The sequence below is a fragment of the uncultured Psychromonas sp. genome (genome assembly GCF_947489755.1).
In the GTDB taxonomy this organism is placed as follows: Bacteria; Pseudomonadota; Gammaproteobacteria; order Enterobacterales; family Psychromonadaceae; genus Psychromonas.
Map to the genome: position 1 here is coordinate 15,418 of NZ_CANLFB010000038.1, position 20,079 is coordinate 35,496.

General features: G+C 35.3%; 15 protein-coding genes. 9 read left to right on the forward strand and 6 right to left on the reverse strand.

Annotation, left to right across the window (positions count from 1 at the left end):
- Window positions 1-70: 70 nt before the first annotated feature.
- A complete protein-coding gene (locus tag Q0794_RS16160) occupies window positions 71-226 on the reverse strand; it encodes a DUF4223 family protein (protein ID WP_025565303.1) in 156 nt (51 codons plus the stop codon).
- A gap of 372 nt (window positions 227-598) precedes the next feature.
- Window positions 599-1,291 carry a DUF2161 family putative PD-(D/E)XK-type phosphodiesterase gene (locus tag Q0794_RS16165; protein ID WP_298943615.1) on the reverse strand — a complete coding sequence of 231 codons (693 nt, stop codon included), beginning with the start codon at window positions 1,289-1,291 and terminating at the stop codon, window positions 599-601.
- A 288-nt stretch (window positions 1,292-1,579) separates the two neighbouring features.
- Here Q0794_RS16165 and glyQ point away from each other — a divergent pair, with 288 nt between their 5' ends.
- The 3 genes from glyQ to Q0794_RS16180 all read left to right on the forward strand — a co-directional run bounded on the left by glyQ (window position 1,580) and on the right by Q0794_RS16180 (window position 6,079).
- Window positions 1,580-2,485, forward strand: coding sequence for a glycine--tRNA ligase subunit alpha (gene glyQ / locus Q0794_RS16170; protein ID WP_160064804.1), 906 nt, complete (start codon window positions 1,580-1,582; stop codon window positions 2,483-2,485).
- A 14-nt stretch (window positions 2,486-2,499) separates the two neighbouring features.
- Window positions 2,500-4,566, forward strand: coding sequence for a glycine--tRNA ligase subunit beta (gene glyS / locus Q0794_RS16175; protein WP_298943618.1), 2,067 nt, complete (start codon window positions 2,500-2,502; stop codon window positions 4,564-4,566).
- A gap of 259 nt (window positions 4,567-4,825) precedes the next feature.
- Window positions 4,826-6,079: a valine--pyruvate transaminase gene (locus Q0794_RS16180; RefSeq protein ID WP_298943620.1), complete on the forward strand. Its 1,254-nt coding sequence runs from the start codon at window positions 4,826-4,828 to the stop codon at window positions 6,077-6,079.
- Window positions 6,080-8,024: 1,945 nt separating this feature from the next.
- Here the strand turns inward: Q0794_RS16180 and gyrB are convergent.
- The 4 genes from gyrB to dnaA all read right to left on the reverse strand — a co-directional run bounded on the left by gyrB (window position 8,025) and on the right by dnaA (window position 14,140).
- Entirely contained in the window at window positions 8,025-10,454 is a 2,430-nt protein-coding gene (gyrB, locus tag Q0794_RS16185; protein ID WP_298943622.1) for a DNA topoisomerase (ATP-hydrolyzing) subunit B, read from the reverse strand.
- Window positions 10,455-10,461: 7 nt separating this feature from the next.
- Window positions 10,462-11,544, reverse strand: coding sequence for a DNA replication/repair protein RecF (gene recF / locus Q0794_RS16190; RefSeq protein ID WP_298943624.1), 1,083 nt, complete (start codon window positions 11,542-11,544; stop codon window positions 10,462-10,464).
- A 101-nt stretch (window positions 11,545-11,645) separates the two neighbouring features.
- Window positions 11,646-12,749, reverse strand: a complete 1,104-nt coding sequence (gene dnaN / locus Q0794_RS16195) for a DNA polymerase III subunit beta (protein ID WP_298943626.1) — start codon at window positions 12,747-12,749, stop codon at window positions 11,646-11,648.
- Between the two features lie 14 nt (window positions 12,750-12,763).
- Window positions 12,764-14,140 carry a chromosomal replication initiator protein DnaA gene (gene dnaA / locus Q0794_RS16200; protein WP_160064796.1) on the reverse strand — a complete coding sequence of 459 codons (1,377 nt, stop codon included), beginning with the start codon at window positions 14,138-14,140 and terminating at the stop codon, window positions 12,764-12,766.
- A 513-nt stretch (window positions 14,141-14,653) separates the two neighbouring features.
- Here dnaA and rpmH point away from each other — a divergent pair.
- The 6 genes from rpmH (at window position 14,654) to Q0794_RS16230 (ending at window position 19,964) form a co-directional block, all read left to right on the forward strand.
- Window positions 14,654-14,788, forward strand: a complete 135-nt coding sequence (rpmH, locus tag Q0794_RS16205; protein WP_028869407.1) for a 50S ribosomal protein L34 — start codon at window positions 14,654-14,656, stop codon at window positions 14,786-14,788.
- A 10-nt stretch (window positions 14,789-14,798) separates the two neighbouring features.
- The gene (gene rnpA / locus Q0794_RS16210; protein ID WP_298943632.1) at window positions 14,799-15,155 is read left to right on the forward strand and encodes a ribonuclease P protein component; all 357 of its coding nucleotides are present in this window, start codon (window positions 14,799-14,801) and stop codon (window positions 15,153-15,155) included.
- On the forward strand, window positions 15,122-15,385 hold the full coding sequence (gene yidD / locus Q0794_RS16215; protein ID WP_298943633.1) for a membrane protein insertion efficiency factor YidD: 264 nt from the start codon (window positions 15,122-15,124) through the stop codon (window positions 15,383-15,385). Before rnpA ends, yidD begins: the two co-directional genes overlap by 34 nt.
- Window positions 15,386-15,399: 14 nt before the next feature.
- Window positions 15,400-17,070, forward strand: a complete 1,671-nt coding sequence (gene yidC, locus Q0794_RS16220) for a membrane protein insertase YidC (protein WP_298943634.1) — start codon at window positions 15,400-15,402, stop codon at window positions 17,068-17,070.
- A 119-nt stretch (window positions 17,071-17,189) separates the two neighbouring features.
- Window positions 17,190-18,557, forward strand: coding sequence for a tRNA uridine-5-carboxymethylaminomethyl(34) synthesis GTPase MnmE (gene mnmE, locus Q0794_RS16225; RefSeq protein ID WP_298943635.1), 1,368 nt, complete (start codon window positions 17,190-17,192; stop codon window positions 18,555-18,557).
- A 492-nt stretch (window positions 18,558-19,049) separates the two neighbouring features.
- Window positions 19,050-19,964, forward strand: coding sequence for a porin (locus tag Q0794_RS16230; protein ID WP_298943636.1), 915 nt, complete (start codon window positions 19,050-19,052; stop codon window positions 19,962-19,964).
- Window positions 19,965-20,079: the final 115 nt, after the last annotated feature.

The window sequence follows — 20,079 nt, forward strand, 5'->3', positions numbered from 1 at the left end:
TGGGTAACAAAAAACGCACTCATAAGAGAGTGCGCTTTTAATATTTATTATCAGAATTTGATATTAAATATTACTCTCCACATGCACCGATAGCAGCAGGGATAGAAAGAGCTGGAACTAGTAAGTAATCCATAGAACAGTCTTTAGCGCTGTTGTAAGTAGTACCAGTACAACCTGCAAGAAGAATTACGGCTACAGCAGCTACTGCTAACTTAATAGATTTCATGTTATATCCTTATTTATTTTATATTTAAATTCAAACAATCAAATTATTGTCAGTGGGAATGTAACTTATCATATAGAAATAAGCTATTAAATATTTTATTTTAAAATATAATAGAAATTTTATTTTTCGCTTTAAGTTTGTTAATCAAGTTGTTGATAAAATTAATAAATATAACTTTTTGATTGTTTTTTTGAACAATTTTCGTCGTTGAAATAGTATTAAACACATAAAATTAATATATGTTTAGTAGATGATATTATAAGATTTTTAGTCTGATTTAAATTATAGTTTATATAATAAAGTCAGTATTAGTTTATATATCTCACTTTCTCTAATGTATTTTACAACTGATCAAAGTCACCATTTAATCCTTTAAGGCATTATTGCTTTTATTTTTAGCTGCCACTCTGGTAACTCTGCTTTTCCTTTATCTGATAATTGATAACTGCCGTGATCTACTTTATCAAACCATCCATAATAATTACTGTAGAGAAACTGTGTTGCTTGCTGTTCGTCAATTACCTTTTTGATTTCAGCCCCTGATGCTGTATCTGTTTTAGATAGGTATTCAGCTACCCGTATACATCGCTGTCGATAAGCGGTTAAACCTGCTTGTTTTGTTGTGGAACCGCCTTTTTGAGTGTCACCTTGGCGTAGGCTAAATTCTTTTAGTAATGCTGATTGTTTACGTTTGTTTTTTCTAGGTTGGTATTCTTTAGGATCACTAATAACTTCAACATATTGCTGTTTTTCTTGTATATCTACCACAATCAAACCTAACCCTAAACGTGCAACTAGTTTTTTGATTTGTTTGCTTTTGGTTTTATACATTGGCGTTTGTTTAGGAATGGCAATATAGACTATATCGGCTAAGGTAAAACGATCGATTGATTGCAATAATAAGGTAATGTTAAGTGTTAATTTTAATTCGATAATAATAATTTCATCGTCTTTTTTGGCGACAATATCGCATTGCTTTATTTCACCTTTAACTTCGTAACCTTGTCTATTTAAAAAGAGTTTAATTGGTAAATAAAGATCGCTCTCTTTTAATTTTTTAAGCATTTTAATTCACTTTTTTATTTCAATATAGAGTCTATTTAAAGCTTAAAAGTCTACTCTATTTATTGTCTTTTTTGTTTGTTATCTATTGTACTCGTTAATATATTTGCTTATTGAGTTTATTATTTATTAGACACTAACAATTGATGGTATCAAGATTATTTAATTTTGTTTTTCTGCTGATCTAATTTTACGCTGTAAAGTTAGCGTATACATCTATTGCCATTGGTATAATTGGCGTCAATAGGTATAATGGATTTCATTTTTTTTAATCAACTCGAAGCCTAAATCATGCAAAAATTTGATACAAAAACATTCCAAGGGCTGATTCTTGCGTTGCAAGACTTCTGGGCTCGCCAAGGTTGTGCCATTGTACAGCCACTTGATATGGAAGTAGGTGCTGGAACATTCCACCCACAAACTTTTTTACGTTCAATTGGTCCTGAGCCAATGAGCAGTGCTTATGTACAACCTTGCCGCCGTCCTACTGATGGTCGTTACGGTGAAAACCCTAACCGTTTACAACACTATTACCAATTCCAAGTGGTATTAAAACCTTCTCCTAAAAATATTCAAGAATTGTATTTACAATCACTTGAAGAGATTGGTATTGATACTTCTATCCATGATATTCGCTTTGTTGAAGATAACTGGGAATCACCTACGTTAGGTGCATGGGGATTAGGTTGGGAAATCTGGCTTAATGGTATGGAAGTGACGCAATTTACCTATTTCCAACAAGTTGGTGGCCTTGAGTGTTCGCCTGTTACTGGTGAAATTACTTATGGTTTAGAACGTCTTGCTATGTATGTTCAAGGTGTGGATAGTATCTACGATCTTGTCTGGACCGATGGCCCAATGGGTAAAGTGACTTACGGTGATATTTTCCATCAAAATGAAGTAGAACAATCTACTTACAATTTTGAACATGCAGATGTTGATGCATTATTTACACAGTTTGATCAATGTGAAAAAGATAGCCAAAAATTAATTGAAGCTAGTTTACCGTTACCTGCTTATGAGCAAGTAATGAAAGCATCACATGTGTTTAACCTGTTAGATGCTCGTCATGCTATCTCTGTTACTGAACGTCAGCGTTATATCTTGCGTGTTCGCTCATTATCAAAAGCCGTTGCAGAAGCTTATTATGCTAAACGTGAAGCACTTGGTTTCCCACTTTGTAAAAATTTAAATTAATAGAGGCAAGTTTAATGTCACAAGAAAATTTATTGATTGAGCTGGGAACCGAAGAGTTACCACCAAAATCACTTCGTAAACTTGCAGAGTCATTTGCTAGCAATATTGAAGCGGAATTAAATAAAGCTGAATTAACATTTGATAAAGTTAGCTGGTTAGCATCACCAAGACGTTTGGCCGTAGTAGTTACTAACTTAGTAGCAACTCAAGCCGATAAAGTCGTTGAAAAACGCGGTCCTGCAGTTAACGTTGCATTTGATGATAATGGTGTAGCGACTAAAGCTGCACAAGGTTGGGCTCGTTCTAATGGTATTACCGTTGAAGAAGCTGAACGCTTAGTCACTGATAAAGGTGAATGGCTATTATTCAAGTCAGAAGTCAAAGGTCAGCATATTAATGGTTTAATCCCTGCTATTGCTGAGTCTGCTTTAGCTAAATTACCTATTGCAAAACCAATGCGTTGGGGAAGTGAAAGCACACAATTTATTCGTCCTGTGCATACTGTTACTATGTTATTTGGTAGCAAATTAATTCAAGGTGAATTATTAGGTGTTGCTTCAGATCGCGTTATTCGTGGGCATCGTTTCATGGGTGAAGCTGAATTAACATTATCACATGCAGATGAATATGAATCGTTATTAGATGATTCAGGTAAAGTGATTGTTGATTATGAACGCCGTAAAGCGATTATTCGTGAGCAAGTAGAAGCACTTGCTGCTCATGAAAATGGTATCGCTGCAATTGACGATGAATTATTAGAAGAAGTAACTTCTTTAGTTGAGTGGCCAGTAACATTAGTTGGTTCATTTGAAGATAAGTTTTTAGCTGTCCCTTCTGAAGCACTTATATACACAATGAAAGACAATCAAAAATACTTCCCGGTATTAGATAAAGAAGGCAACTTATTACCGCGCTTTATCTTTGTTTCAAATATTGTGAGTCGTGATCCTAAACAAGTTGTTTCAGGTAACGAGAAAGTCGTTCGTCCACGTTTAGCAGATGCTGAGTTCTTCTTTGAAACAGATAAAAAGAAAACATTAGAAAGTCGTTTAGATTCTCTATCAACAGTATTATTTCAAAAACAATTGGGTACGTTAAAAGAGAAATCTGAACGTATCAGTGCCGTTGCTGAAAAAATTGCTGTTAGCATTCAAGCAAACCCTGAACATGCACAACGTGCCGGTTTATTATCAAAAGCAGATTTAATGTCTGAAATGGTAATGGAATTTCCAGATGTTCAAGGTGTGATGGGCATGTATTACGCTCGTTTTGATGGTGAGCATGAAGATGTTGCCGTTGCGTTAAATGAGCAATACTTACCTCGTTTTGCAGGTGACAAGCTGCCTACTTCATTAGTTGCATGTGCTGTTTCACTAGCTGATAAATTAGATACGCTGGTAGGGATATTTGGTATTGGTCAAGCACCTAAAGGTGATAAAGACCCATTTGCATTACGCCGTGCAGCTATCGGTTTATTGCGCATTATTACAGATAAAAACTTAGACTTAGATATTGTCGATTTAGTTGAAATAGCTAAAACACAATACGCAGATAAATTAACAAATGATAACGTAGTTAATGATGTTGTTGATTTCTTATTTGCTCGTTTCCGTGCAACTTATCAAGCAAACGGATATTCAGTTGAGTTAATTCAATCTGTATTAGAACGTCGTCCAACTAAACCTGTTGATTTTGAAAAGCGTATTAAAGCGGTTGCTAAGTTCCAAACGCTACCTGAAGCTGCTCCAATTGCTGCTGCTAATAAACGTATTAGTAATATTCTTGCTAAAGTGACAGAAGATATTAACCATGAAATTAGCCAAGATCTGCTACAAGAAGACGCTGAAAAGGCACTTTCTGAAATATTAGGCTCTCTAGAAAGCAAGCTAAGCCCTTTATTTTCAAGCGGAGACTACGAGTCAGCCTTATTCGAGTTAGCTAGCTTACAGTCGCCTGTAGACGCTTTCTTTGATAATGTGATGGTAATGGCTGACGATTTAGCAGTGAAAAATAACCGTTTAGCGTTATTAAACCGCTTACGTAACTTATTTTTACAAGTGGCCGATGTGTCAGTGTTATAAATAAGTTTATCGGTTTATCGATAAAACATTAATCGTTATTATAAAAAGCTCAGTTAATACTGAGCTTTTTTGTTTCACGTGAAACATTGAAGCAAAAAATATCTTATTTATGTAATCTTAATTTCCAATAATTTATTGCTTATTTAAAGGCATTAAATTTCATTAGTGGTTGCCAGTCTATTGTTTCACATGAAACAATTACGTTATTAAAAGCCTTACGTTTTCATTTTAATTCTCATTATATATTCAGGATTTTTACATGCCCTATTCAACATTTGGAAATAAGTTTACACAGCATTCAGGTATTACAGAATTAATGGATGATTTAAATGCAGGTGTAAAAGGTGGTGATGACATATTAATGTTAGGTGGTGGTAACCCAGCATCTATACCTGCAATTCAACAACGATTTACTGATTTAATGCAAACGCTGTTAAACGAAGGAAAGCTAGTTGACACATTAGCAAATTACGATGGACCTCAAGGAAAAGACTCTTTCATTCTTGCACTCGCAGAACTTTTTAATGATTTATATGATTGGGATTTGTCTTCAGAAAATATCATGTTAACCAATGGTAGTCAGAATGCCTTTTTCTACTTATTTAATTTATTAGCAGGCGATTTTAGTAATGGGAAAAAGCGTAAAATATTATTTCCATTAGCACCTGAATATATTGGTTATGCCGATGCAAGTGTTTCTGAAGCTTCTTTTGTTGCTGTTCGCCCTAAAATTACTGAGTTAGATAATCAACAATTTAAATATCATATTGATTTCGATGCGTTAGAAATAACTGAGGATATTGGTGCTATTTGTGTTTCTCGCCCTACTAATCCTACTGGTAATGTTTTAACCGATAGTGAAATAGAGAAGCTAGATAAATTAGCAAAGCAACATAACATTCCATTGATAATAGATAATGCTTACGGTACACCTTTCCCAAATATTATCTTTGAAGATGTTAAAGCACACTTTAATGATAATACTATTTTATGCATGAGCTTATCTAAGTTTGGTTTACCTGGCGCTCGTTGTGGCATCGTCATTGCAAACCCTACCATTATTAAAGCAATGTCTAACTTATCGGGCATTATGGCGTTATCACCTGGTGGAATTGGACCTGAAATTGTTTTACCTTTAGTGAAGAGTAAAGAAATTATTACCTTAAGTAATGATGTTATTAAACCTTTTTACCAAGATAAATCGCAAATAGCGATGTCGTTATTATTAAGTAAAATAACCAATAAGAATTTTAGGATTCATAAAGCAGAAGGTGCATTATTTCTTTGGCTTTGGTTTAAAGATTTGCCGATTAGCTCAAATGATCTGTATAAAAAATTAAAAGAGAAAGGACTGATTGTTGTCTCTGGACATTACTTCTTTCCTGGCCTTGATCAAGATTGGAAACATACACATGAATGTATCCGACTTAATTATGCACAAGAAAGTGATGTTGTAGAACGTGGTATTGATATTTTGGCTTCTGTAGTTAATGAACTGTACCAAGACAAATAAACTCGATCTGTTTTAGTTGTTTCACGTGAAACAACTAAAATATTCTTTATATCAACTCAGACTCTTTAACTTTACTTCTTTTATTTTCTAACCTTTGATTCATTTTTCGTATGGTCTAGACTGAAGAAAGTAGTTATTTATAGCGACACATTGGTTACAACGACTTTCATTATTTTTAAATGTAATTAGACGTTATGAACTAAATCAACTATGTTTATTTTTTATATTAGTTATTCGATCATAAATACTCGATTAATTAAAAATCAAACTACAAAATCAATGACTGAATAGTTTTTATAAGCCCCTTTTAATTAACTTTTAGTCGCAGCCAATACTATAATGATTTGTTATATTTTTATCCTTGTATTGAGTTTGAGGTTTGAAATAATCAATTGTTAGCTTTATTTTTACGTTTGTAAATATTCGATACCTTCCTCTGTTGTTATTAATACCTTCCTCTGTTGTTATTAAATGTTGTTATCAAATTTATTACTGCATCAAAAACTCACTTAGTCTGTTTTGATGCACTATTGGTAATATCTAATCGAGTCAGTTTTAATTGTTCAACTCCGCATCTATATCACTAAATTTATCCACCATTAATATAATTTAGTATTGCGATCATTTTCTGATGGTCTATTTACCATTAACTTCCATAACTAAACTTCTGTTAAATATTAATTACTGACTGTATTCATGACATTAATAATGATTTTATCTATTCAGGTTTAATATTGATTAGTTATATTAGAAAATGCATTAGATAGTTGCTTAATTAAAGGCATCACTAATTGTGTTTGTTTTGATGTTGTGCACCCTCTTCAATGAACATAGAGCTCATTATCGTAATAAGTCATATCTATATAAGGATTACTAATATAGAGCTTGTGATGTCTTTGTGGGCGTTATAATTAGGAATGTAATTATGTGTGGCAAATAGTGATTGATGTGTATTATTTTTATTTGGTTACTGATTGGTAATGTATTAAAACCAGATAAAAGTGTACCAATAAAATATAAGTTTTGAATCGTAGCGACTACTCATTACCACTAATATCATTGTCATTATTTAAAATAAATACGAGTAACAAAGAAGAGTGTTATTTAGTGCTACCTTTTAGATTCTTCTATTTTAATGTCTTCTATTTTAATGGAGGTCGATCGATAACGATAAGTTCTAAGGTAAAGCATTAGGATAAATGACCTAGTGTGATTAAAGCTAATCTGACTATCAATAATCGATATTAACCCTCCTGTTGTAAATAACCTCAGTTCTGGATAAGCAAAGTTATACAACACCGTTATTAATGTTAACTCAGAAATCCAAAAACTAACGGGACGGTATAATAAAAAATAGACTTTATAGTTAACCTCAGTTCCGGATAAGAAAAGCGATACAACACCACTATTTGAGCGAATTTCTTCGTTAAATTATTTCCCAATAACCAGTTATTACTTCAAAAATTTGCCTTGAACTGCGCACAACTAGCAGTATTGTATAATAAATTTTTATAACTATATGATTTAAAATAACCTTTCGCTTCCGTTAACCAGAATTGAGGTTAGTTAAATATAATGCCGCTCTCATTAACTAGAATTGAGATTAAATAGTTTATTTCTCTATTTAATTTTTCTTCTTTTCTTTCTCTCAGAAAGGGTTAAGTGCTCATTGAGTAGAAAAAGGAAATGGCTTTAGTATTGTTTTTAAATGAAATAGCACTAATAAAATAGAGGTGATAAATATAGCTGATAGATAAATAGTCAATGTTGCCAATGTTGGATAAGCTCTAATATTACGATCAAACATTTTGTGAATAGATATAAAATATTAGCAGGCATAAAAAAATCCAGCTAATAAGCTGGATTTTTATATTGTTTAACTTAATGACAATCTATGAATAATAAGTTGTCATTAGTAAACGAAGTTAGATATTAATGAATGAATCTAAATATCGATATTACCAACACGCAATGCATTCTTCTCAATGAAAGCACGACGAGGTTCAACATGGTCACCCATTAAGGTTGTAAACAATTGGTCTGCACCAACAGCATCTTCAACAGTTACTTGAAGCATGTGTCGAGTACTAGGGTCCATTGTTGTTTCCCATAATTGACTTGGATTCATCTCACCCAGACCTTTATATCGTTGTATGTACAATCCACGTTTTGACTCATGCATTAACCAGTTTACTGCTTCGATAAAGTTTTCGACAGGTTTAGTACGGTCACCACGTTGAATGTAAGCACCTTCTTCCAATAGGTTTTGGATTTCAACACCTAAAGATACAAGCGATTTGTATTCAATTGAACCGAAGAATTCTTCGTCAAAAGTATAAACGGTGTCAACACCATGTTTACGTACTGTAAATAGGATTTTGTTCGTTAGCTCATCTTCAGATTTAACAACGTTAGCTTTATAGATAGTCCCTTCCAAATCTTGGCGGTTTAACACCTCAATAATAGTTTCCATCCAGTTTGTTACTTTATCTGCATTGACTAGATCTTCAGCTTTTAATTCAGGCTGATAGATTAATTTATCTAACACAACATTTGGGTAGCGGCGTGTTAAACGTACAATGGTCTCTTGAGCCGTACGGTAACGTTCAATCATGCCTTGTAAATGTAAACCAGTAATGCCTGGCGCATCATTATTAACATGTAGCGAAGCACCTTCCATCGCGAGCGCCGTTAAGTAAGCTTGTAACGCAGGATCATCTTTAAGATACTGCTCTTGCTTACCTTTTTTCACTTTATAAAGCGGTGGTTGAGCAATATAAATATAACCATTTTCGATTAATTCAGGCATTTGACGATAAAAGAAAGTCAATAATAGCGTTCGAATGTGAGAACCATCGACGTCGGCATCGGTCATGATAATGATGCGGTGATAACGTGTTTTCTCTGGGTTATATTCATCGCGTCCGATACCACAACCTAATGCAGTGATCAGCGTTGCTACTTCTTGTGAAGATAACATTTTATCAAAACGTGCTTTTTCAACGTTTAGGATTTTACCTTTAAGCGGTAAAATAGCTTGGTTTTTACGAGATCGGCCTTGTTTCGCACTTCCGCCAGCCGAGTCCCCTTCCACTATGTATAATTCAGAAAGTGCAGGGTCTTTCTCTTGGCAATCGGCTAATTTACCCGGTAAACCTGCTAAGTCTAATGCACCTTTACGACGAGTCATATCACGTGCTTTACGAGCAGCTTCACGTGCGCGTGCAGCATCAACAATTTTGCCTACGATGATTTTAGCTTCTGAAGGGTTCTCTAATAAGAACTCTTGTAAGCGTTCATTCATCGCGCCTTCAACAATTGGTCGAACTTCAGATGACACTAAACGATCTTTTGTTTGTGAAGAGAATTTCGGGTCAGGTACTTTAACAGAAATAACCGCTGTTAAGCCTTCACGTGAATCGCCACCTTCAGTAGAGGTTTTGTTCTTATTGTTTTTAACTTTTGCTAGTTCTTTCTCAATGTAAGAGTTTAAAGTACGCGTTAACGCACCACGGAAACCCGTTAAGTGAGAACCACCATCACGTTGTGGAATGTTATTAGTAAAACAATAGATGTTTTCTTGGAAACCATCATTCCATTGCATTGCAACTTCAACCGCAGTGCCATCTTCATGTTCTGTATTAAAGTGGAATATTTTATTATGTACTGGCGTTTTGTTTTTATTTAAATATTCAACAAAAGCGTGTATGCCACCTTCATAATGGAAATGATCGGCTTTATCTTCTTCACGTTTATCTATTAATTTAATAGATACACCAGAATTCAAAAATGATAATTCACGTAAACGCTTAGCTAAAATGTCATATTGGAATGTCACATTTGAGAAGGTCGATGGGCTAGGCCAAAAACGAATCTCTGTACCGGTTTGATCGGTATCACCGATAACAGCAATTGGTGCTTCAGGCTCACCTTTTGCGTATGTTTGTTGATGAATATTACCACTACGTTTAACGGTTAAACGTAATTTATCAGATAACGCATTTACTACCGATACACCTACACCGTGTAATCCGCCTGATACTTTATAAGAGTTATCATCAAATTTACCGCCGGCGTGTAATACTGTCATGATAACTTCTGCTGCTGATACGCCTTCTTCTTCATGCATATCAACAGGAATACCACGTCCATCATCGCGTACTGAAACACTTCCATCAGTATGGATAGTACAAATAATATCGCTACAGTGGCCTGCTAAAGCTTCATCGATTGAGTTATCTAAAACTTCAAAAACCATGTGGTGTAGACCCGTACCGTCATCGGTATCACCGATATACATGCCAGGGCGTTTGCGAACTGCATCTAACCCTTTTAGTACTTTAATACTTGACGAATCATAACTATTCTCAGCCATAAAACTTTCACCTTTCTACTGTAATTTTACCCTGTTTCACGTGAAACAAAGTGCGTTCTTGTGTGAATAAATCACCAATGCTATTCGCTGAAATCGCGCTAATAAATACCTGAGCATTGGACTCTATAATATGTTTTGCTAATATTTTTTGCTTGCTGCTGTCGAGTTCAGAACTGAAGTCATCAATTAAAAAAACACACTGCTTATGATCTACCGAGTTTAAGAATAAACCTTGTGCTAAACGTAATGCATAAACAAGTAACTTTAGTTGCCCTCTAGACAAAACATCATCCACAGGTAAACCATTGATTTTTATTTTTAAATCGGCTTTTTGTGGCCCAACACTTGTATAACCTAATTGTTTATCTCGATGGAAATTATCGGATAAATATTGTGCTAACGGTTTGTTGTTTTTGTCCCATCCACAAAAGAATTTGCTATCGATAGTAAACTCAGGCAAAAAATCTGCAATAGTTTGTGCTATTAAAGGCTGCAATTTCGCAAAGTAATCGGCCCTCTGCGCGCTTATTCTCTCACTTAAGACACAAAGTTCATTATCCCATACTTGAAGCTCTTTGTAAGCGTTACATTGCTTTAAAGCTGCATTCCTTTGCTTTAAAAGTCGCTTTATGCGAGCCCAGTTACTATAAAATAAGGGATCGTGATAAAAAACACCCCAATCTAGATATGCACGGCGATTTTTAGGACTTCCTGATAGTAAAGTATAGCTTTCAGGGGTAATTAATTGCATTGGAATATATTGTGTTAAGGAGGCCAATTTCTTAACTATCTGACCATCAATTTTAAGAGTAGTTTCACCGCCTCTCGATTTTTGCAAGCCGATAGGAAATACACGTTGTTGATAGTTAATTTCACTGTAAAGCGTAAAGTGGCTTTGTTCGTGTTGAATGACTCTATTGGTTAAATGCGTGCGAAAAGAACGCCCTAAACCCAATAAGTAAATGGCCTCTAATAAAGAAGATTTGCCACTGCCGTTTTCGCCTACAATTAAATTTACCTTAGGGTCAAAATTAATAGTGGCGGAGTCGATATTACGGAATTGATTGATGATTAATTTCTGTAATGACATTAATCAATTCCCTAAATAAGTTGAATGTTTTTTTATGGCTAGGTTGTTAATACCCAGTGTTGTTATTGCATCAAACACTTTTATAATAACAATGTTTATGGTTATAAACGCATTGGCATTAGTACATAAAGTGAGTCATCACTATCAAGAGACTCTATCAATGCACTGTGATCTGATGTACTGAAGGTTATTTTAACTTGTTCACTTTTTAAGGTGTTTAATACATCTAAAACATAACTTACGTTAAAGCCTATTTCTAACTCTGCTGAATGGTAATCAACATCGATGTATTCTTCTGCTTCTTCTCGTTCAGGATTATTCGCAGTAATCTTTAACAAGTTTTCTGATAGCGTTAAGCGAACACCACGGAACTTTTCATTAGATAATATCGCTGCGCGACTGAATGCTTGTTTCAATGTTTCACGGCTAGAGATTAATTCTTTATCGCCATTACGTGGAATAACGCGTCGGTAATCAGGGAAACGTCCATCCACTAATTTAGTGGTAAATACAAAACCGTCAATCACTGCACGTAAATTATTTTTACCTAATTGAATGGTGACATTCGCTTGGTCTTTATCTAATAGCTTAACTAATTCTAAGACCCCTTTTCGAGGAACAATCACTGATTGCTCTTCAATCGCTTGGTCGATGTTAATAGAGCATGACGCTAGACGGTGTCCATCGGTAGAAACACTACGTAGTGTGTTACCAGATACTTCAAAGAACATACCATTTAGGTAATAACGAACGTCTTGGCTAGCCATTGCAAATTGAGTGAATTCAATAAGCTTCTTAAATTCGGTTTGTGGCACAGTGAGTTCAATCAAACTCTGCCATGATTCTATATTAGGAAAATCGATAGAGGGTAATGTCGATAGTAAATAACGGCTACGTCCTGATCGTACTGTCACGCGTTCATTTTTCACTTCAAATGTCACTTCACAAGGATCGGCCAAACCACGGCATATATCTAATAACTTACGCGCTGGTACTGTAATAGCACCATCAATAGAAGCTTGCTCTAATGGGATTTGTGCCATTAATTCAACTTCTAAATCTGTACCGGTTAAGTTTAAAAAATTATCTTTTACTTCAATGAGTATATTACCCATGATAGGCAAAGCTGGACGTCCGCCTGCAACGGAGCCAACAACCAATTGTAGTGGGCGTAATAATATTTCACGAGAAATAGTAAATTTCATCAGATAACCTTTTCTTACATTGACAACGTGCGGATAAGTATTTTGTAATCTTCTTGAATGTCGTTATTTTCACGACGTAATTCTTGTACCTTACGACAAGCGTGTAGCACAGTAGTATGGTCTCGACCGCCAAACGCTTCGCCTATTTCAGGTAAGCTATGTTGCGTTAACTCTTTCGCTAATGCCATGGCTATTTGACGTGGACGAGCCACGGTACGAGTACGGCGTTTTGAAGACATATCAGAAATTTTAATACGGTAATGTTCTGCCACTACCTTTTGAATATTATCAACTGTCGTTTGTTTTGTGTGAACAGCTAACATATCGCGTAATGCATCTTGTACTAACGAGATAGTAATATCTTGTCCTGTAAATTGTGCTTTAGCTGAAATGTTAGCAATTGCGCCTTCTAATACTCGAACATCGGTAATCGTTAGACGTTTTGCAATAAAGAAAGCAACATCATCAGGTAAATGTAAACCACGTTCTTCAGCTTTAGTAATTAAGATAGCAACACGTGTTTCTAATTCTGGTGGATCAATTGGAATTGATAGTCCCCAACCAAAACGTGTACGTAGTCGTTCATCAATACCTTCAATCTCTTTTGGAAAGCGATCACTGGTTAAAATAACTTGTTGGTGAGCATCTAACATTGAATTAAACGTTTGGAATAACACTTCTTGAGAGCGGTCTTTTCCAGCGAAGAAATGAATGTCATCTATTAATAAGGCATCTAACGACGCATAATATTCTTTAAATTGTTCAATCGTATTGTTACGAATTGAATTGATCATATCTTGAACAAAACGTTCAGAGCGAATGTAAACGACTTTACTGTCAGGATTTTCAGCAACAATTGCATTACCTACTGCATGTAATAAATGTGTTTTACCTAAACCGGGATGAGCATATAAAAATAATGGGTTATACACATCACCTGGATTCTCTGCTATTTGTTGTGTTGTCGCGATCGCAAAATTATTTGACTTACCTTCAACAAAGTTATCAAAAGTGTATTTTTTAATTAAATTACTTTTATGTGCAACTGTGGTTGCTTTGGATTCGCCTTCCCAAGGTTGTTGGGTATTTAATGCGGGTGCGATTTTGGCAGCTGCTGGTTTATTAGAGGCTGCATTAGCAGTACCGACTAATAAACGAATCTTAATAGTAAGGTTTTCATCTACTGCATGTACTAATGTTTGTAATTTAGTCTCAATGATATCCATGTACTTTTCACGGACCCATTCGCTGGTGTACTTGTTTGGCGAGTATAATGATAACGTTTCATTATCATATTCTGCCTGTAAAGGACGTAACCAAGTACTAAAGTCTCCTGCTGATAGCTCATCTTTTAATTGTGCTAAACATTCTTGCCAAATAGCGAGGGACATTGTGGAACTCCAGTAAATACATTAGGGCGGATAATTCTACCGATAAGATCGTCTGGACGCCATAAGATCAGTGAACAAAAATAAAAAAAAGATCCTTGTATTTAAACTCATTCAATGGTTAAAGCATCCACAAGCTTGTGAGTAGCTATCATCTGCCACTGAGTGCTTTATCCACAACGAGATAATTTAGTTATTTACAAATCTTACTTTATAAGATCAAGGAAGATCCTTGCTTATTGGTGTCGCTTATATATAATCGCGCCACCTTAACTTTTGAGTTTGGCTCGTAGTGACAATTTTTTTACTTAGGATTCTTTTCTAAGGAATATTAATTTAATCTACCAGAAAGAAGCATCTCTGATTGACTTTTAGTCGATCAATCAATAGAATTCGCTCTCTTTTTAATCGGCTAATGCTTTTGATTATTATTGTTTGATTACTTTATAGTAATTAAGCAAGAAAAATTAAAAAATCTAGCTACTGTACAGTACTTAACAATAAGTGGAAAAGAGCATGAAACGTACTTTTCAACCAAGCAACATTAAGCGTAAGCGTTCACACGGTTTTAGAACTCGTATGGCGACTAAGAACGGTCGTGCCGTATTAGCTCGTCGTCGTGCTAAAGGCCGCGCTAGCTTAAGCGCATAATTTACCAGACGTGGTGAATTATTCGTTTTCTCGGGAGTTACGTTTGTTAACTCCCGAAGATTTTCAACCTGTATTTAAAAATGCTATTCCAGCAGTATCTCCACACCTAACTCTTCTTGCTAGAAAAAATACTTTTGAACACCCCCGTATTGGTATGGCTATTCCTAAAAAACACATTAAACGTGCTGTAGGACGTAATCGTATTCGTCGCATTGTAAGAGAACATTTCCGTCTTCAACAACATGAGCTTCCAAACATCGATATCGTCGTTGTTGCTAAAGCTGGTATTGCTGATTTATCAAATCAAGAACTTAATAAAGTATTGGATAAGTTATGGCGAAAATTAGTGCAGCGCTGCAATGGATAGCAATTAAATGTATTCGTGTTTATCAACTAGTTATTAGTCCCATTCTTGGACCTCGTTGTCGTTTTACGCCAAGTTGTTCACATTATGCGATAGAAGCAATTAAGAGTCATGGTATGATTAAGGGATGTTGGCTAGCGGGCTGTCGTCTTGTAAAGTGCCATCCTTTTAATGAAGGAGGATATGATCCTGTACCTCCTTGTTGCACAACTAAAAATAAACCTAAACCTTAGAGATAAAATACGTTATGGAATCACAACGCAATTTACTTTTCCTCGCACTTTTGTTTGTTAGCTTTTTGCTATATCAAGCATGGGTTGTTGAGCAAGCACCTCAGCCAGCTACTACAGCACAAACGACTGAACAAAGTACGACAAAATCATCAGTTCCATCAACTAGTAATCATAGTGCTGATGTGCCAGCTTCATCAGGAGATAATGCTTCTTCTTCTGTTCAAGTACCAACGCAAGCATCTACTAGCGAAACTACTTTATTAGCTAACGATCAATTACGCTTACAGATTACCTTAGTGGGTGGTGATGTTATTGTCGCTGATTTAATCGGTCATGATGAGTCATTAGATTCAGGCATTCCATTCCGTTTATTAGAAAATGGTAATGGCTTTACCTATATCGCACAAAGCGGTTTAATTGGTAAGCAAGGGCCGGATGCAAATCCAAAAGGTCGCCCTTTCTACAGCGTTGAAAAGTCTGAAAATATCATCTCTGAAGGTCAAGAGTCAGTTTCTACTGCGCTACGTTATGTAGATCAAGCAGGTAATGTATTTACAAAAACATTCACATTGAAACGTGGAGAGTTTAATGTTCACGTTGATTATACGATTGAAAATAAATCGGATAGTGACATTAATGTACAACTATACGGTCAGTTAAAAGAGTCATTACAAGATCACTCTACTAACTTAATGATGCCTGTTTACCGTGGTGGTGCATACTCAACAAGTGATACTAAGTACAGTAAATATAAGTATGACGATATGATTGAGCGTAACTTAAACAAAACAACAGAAGGTGGTTGGGTTGCAATGTTACAGCATTACTTTGTATCTGCATGGATACCTTCATCAACTGATACTAACGTTTTATACAGCAACGTCATTCAAAATACAGATGCAACGATTGGCTTTAAATCGCCGATTAAAACAATTGCACCTAATAGTACTGAAAAGTTTGCTACAAACCTTTGGATTGGTCCTAAATTACAAGAAGAAATGTCACAGGTTGGTGAAAACCTAGACCTAACTGTTGATTACGGTTGGTTATGGTGGCTTGCACAACCATTATTTAAACTATTGTTATTCTTCCAAGGCATTGTGGGTAACTGGGGTGTTGCAATCATCTTAATTACATTCACAGTTAAAGGTCTTTTATACCCACTTACAAAAGCACAATATACGTCAATGGCTAAAATGCGTTTACTACAGCCTAAGATACAAGCGTTACGTGAAAAATACGGTGAAGACCGTCAGAAAGTATCAAAAGCAATGATGGAAATGTATAAAGAAGAGAAAGTAAACCCATTAGGCGGTTGTTTCCCTATCTTATTACAGATGCCAATATTCATCGCTTTATACTGGTCATTAATGGAAGCGGTTGAATTACGTCACGCACCATTTATGTTCTGGATTCAAGATTTATCGGTACAAGACCCTTACTACATCTTACCTATCTTGATGGGTGTAAGTATGTTCTTTATCCAAAAAATGTCTCCAGCAACGGTTCAAGACCCTATGCAACAGAAGATAATGAAGTTTATGCCAGTGGTATTTACTTTCTTCTTCTTATGGTTCCCTGCAGGTCTAGTACTTTACTGGTTAATGAGTAATATCGTGACATTAGTACAACAAACTATTATCTACCGCCAGTTTGAAAAACAAGGCTTAGGTCATAAGAAATAGTTTAACTATATAACTCACTTTTATAAAAGTGAGTTATAAATAATTCAATTATTTAGTAATTGATAAAAGGCGACTATAATAGTCGCCTTTTTTATTGGCTTCAATTTTAGGAACAGAACATGATAAAAGCGACTGATACAATTGTTGCACAAGCAACTGCACCTGGCCGTGGTGGCGTTGGCATTGTGCGTGTCTCTGGACCTGATGCAGAAGCGGTTGCACAGATTATTTTAGGCAAGTTGCCTAAAGTGCGTTACGCAGAATATCTACCGTTTCACGATCAAAATAGCGAAGTATTAGATCAAGGTATTGCTTTACTCTTTAAAGGTCCTAATTCGTTTACTGGTGAGGATGTATTGGAGCTTCAAGGGCATGGAGGGCCGGTTGTGATGGATATGCTGATCAAAGCTATTCTAACTATTAAAAACCTGCGTAGTGCTAATCCTGGTGAGTTTTCTGAACGTGCTTTTATGAACGATAAACTCGATTTAGCACAAGCAGAAGCGATTGCAGATTTAATAGAAGCAAGCTCAGAGCAAGCGGCTAAAAGTGCATTACATTCATTACAGGGTGAATTTTCACATAAAATTAATGATTTAGTAGAGAGCCTGATTTATTTACGTATTTATGTTGAAGCGTCGATTGATTTTCCCGAAGAAGAAGTCGATTTTTTAAGTGACGGTAAAATAGCAAAAGACCTTTACCAGATTATCGATAACCTCAGTGCAGTAAAAGAACAAGCGAAACAAGGTGCGATTTTACGAGATGGCATGAAAGTGGTTATTGCTGGACGCCCTAATGCGGGTAAATCAAGCCTATTGAATACCTTAGTCGGTAAAGAAAGTGCGATTGTAACGGATATTGCAGGTACAACTCGAGATGTGATGCGTGAACATATTCACATTGATGGTATGCCATTACATATTATTGATACTGCAGGTTTACGTGAAGGTGCTGATGAAGTCGAACGCATCGGAATTGAACGTGCTTGGACTGAAATTAAAAATGCAGACCGCATTTTATTTATGCTAGATGCAACAACAACTGATGCTGAAGATCCACGTGAAATTTGGCCAGACTTTATTGAAAAACTGCCTAAAGGTGTAGGCTTAACCATTGTGCGTAATAAAGCCGATTTAACAGGTGAAGCATTATCAATGACTGAACATGAAAATCACCCTGTTTACCGTATCTCTGCAAAAACAGGTTTAGGTGTTGATGAATTAAAACAACATCTTAAAGATATCATGGGCTATCAAGGCAATACTGAAGGTGGCTTTATGGCAAGGCGTCGTCATTTAGAAGCGATTGATCAAGCTGAGATACATTTACTTGAAGGTAAAGTTCAGCTCGAAGAGTATCAAGCGGGTGAATTACTGGCTGAAGAGTTGCGCTTAACGCAGCAACATTTAAGTGAGATCACTGGTGAATTTACATCTGATGACTTATTAGGCCGTATCTTCTCAAGCTTCTGTATTGGTAAATAAATGCCTTACTAACAAACTGTTATCTATTTTAATTAAACCACTTTACTGTGGTTTTTTTATGCTCATTTTTACACTTTTAGTGTCATCGATTGGTATTATTTAGGCTAATGCCTAAACATCAGTTTGATAATATTAAATAATTTTTCTATTACTTTTATTGCTTATATTTAAAGTGAAATCAGTCAGCATAAAGTGTCGTTACATACCTCGCATGTAAAATCCTATCATATTGTTTTTTCATAAGTAAAAACAGTTGCTTATGATTTTTTCAATTAAAATTAAAGAGCTTTTTCTGTATTTACTCCGAGTGGGTTAATGAATTCATTTAGTCTTTTTTTATTTTAAAAATGAATTGAGTTCTTTTAACTTCAATTTTTTCAGTCATATTTTTGTCATACAAAGCCCCTAGACTCCTTTTCCGTAAACAGCAATAAGCTGTAAAACAAAAATTATATTCCTTAAATATTATTTTAAATAAAACACGGATGAATCATGAAAAAAACATTATTAGCAACAGCGGTTTTAGCGAGTTTAGTTTCAGCAGCAGCTCAATCTGCAACTGTATACGATCAAGATGGAACAACACTTAAAGTTGGCGGTCGTGCTGAAGTACGTGCAGAATTTAAAGATACTGACGATGGTTCTATTGTTGATAAAAGCCGTGCTCGTATTAATTTTAGCGGAGTTACAAAAATTTCTGATACGTTGACAGGTTTTGGTTTTATGGAATATGAAATCAAACCAGGTGAAGAAGTTGATAATCGTTATCTATTTGCTGGTTTTGGCACTCAAATCGGTGACTTCTCTTACGGTCGTCAAGATACTGCTAATGTACAAGTCTCTGATATGACAGATATCGCTTCTGTTCACTCAGGTTACCAGCAAGTATTTGATGCATCATCAGACAAAGAAAATAATACCTTTTTATACTCTGGTACATTTATTGATGCATTAAATGTACAAGCTAACTATACAGCTGGTGAAGTTGATGATGCTGATTCATTCGGTCTTTCTGCTTTGTACTCTTTTGACTTTGGTTTAGATTTAGGTGTGGCTCACACTGACGCACAAACTGATGAAACGCAAACAACATTAGCCGCTGCTTACTCGGCAGGTAAATTTTATGGTGCTATTTCATATGCATTAGGTGATGCATTTAACGATGCAGATGTTATTTCTGACATGACTTCATTAGAAGTCGCATTGCAATATAAATTCACTAAACAATTCCGCATGATCGGTATTATTGCTCAACAGGAAATTGATGATATTGATACGGAAGATTTTTATGCAGTAGAAGCGCAATATCGCTTTAATAAATCAATTCGTACTTTTGTTACTTATCAGTTGAATCAAATTGATGGTGATGAAGACTCATTAGTGGCAGGTATTCGTTACAACTTCTAAATATTAATCCATATTATTAGATTGTTAAACCCGGCTTATGTTAATGCCGTTCACTTAAGGTGAACGGCATATTTGCTTTTAGCTACTGGATATCTATTTTTAGATGATTTTAAAC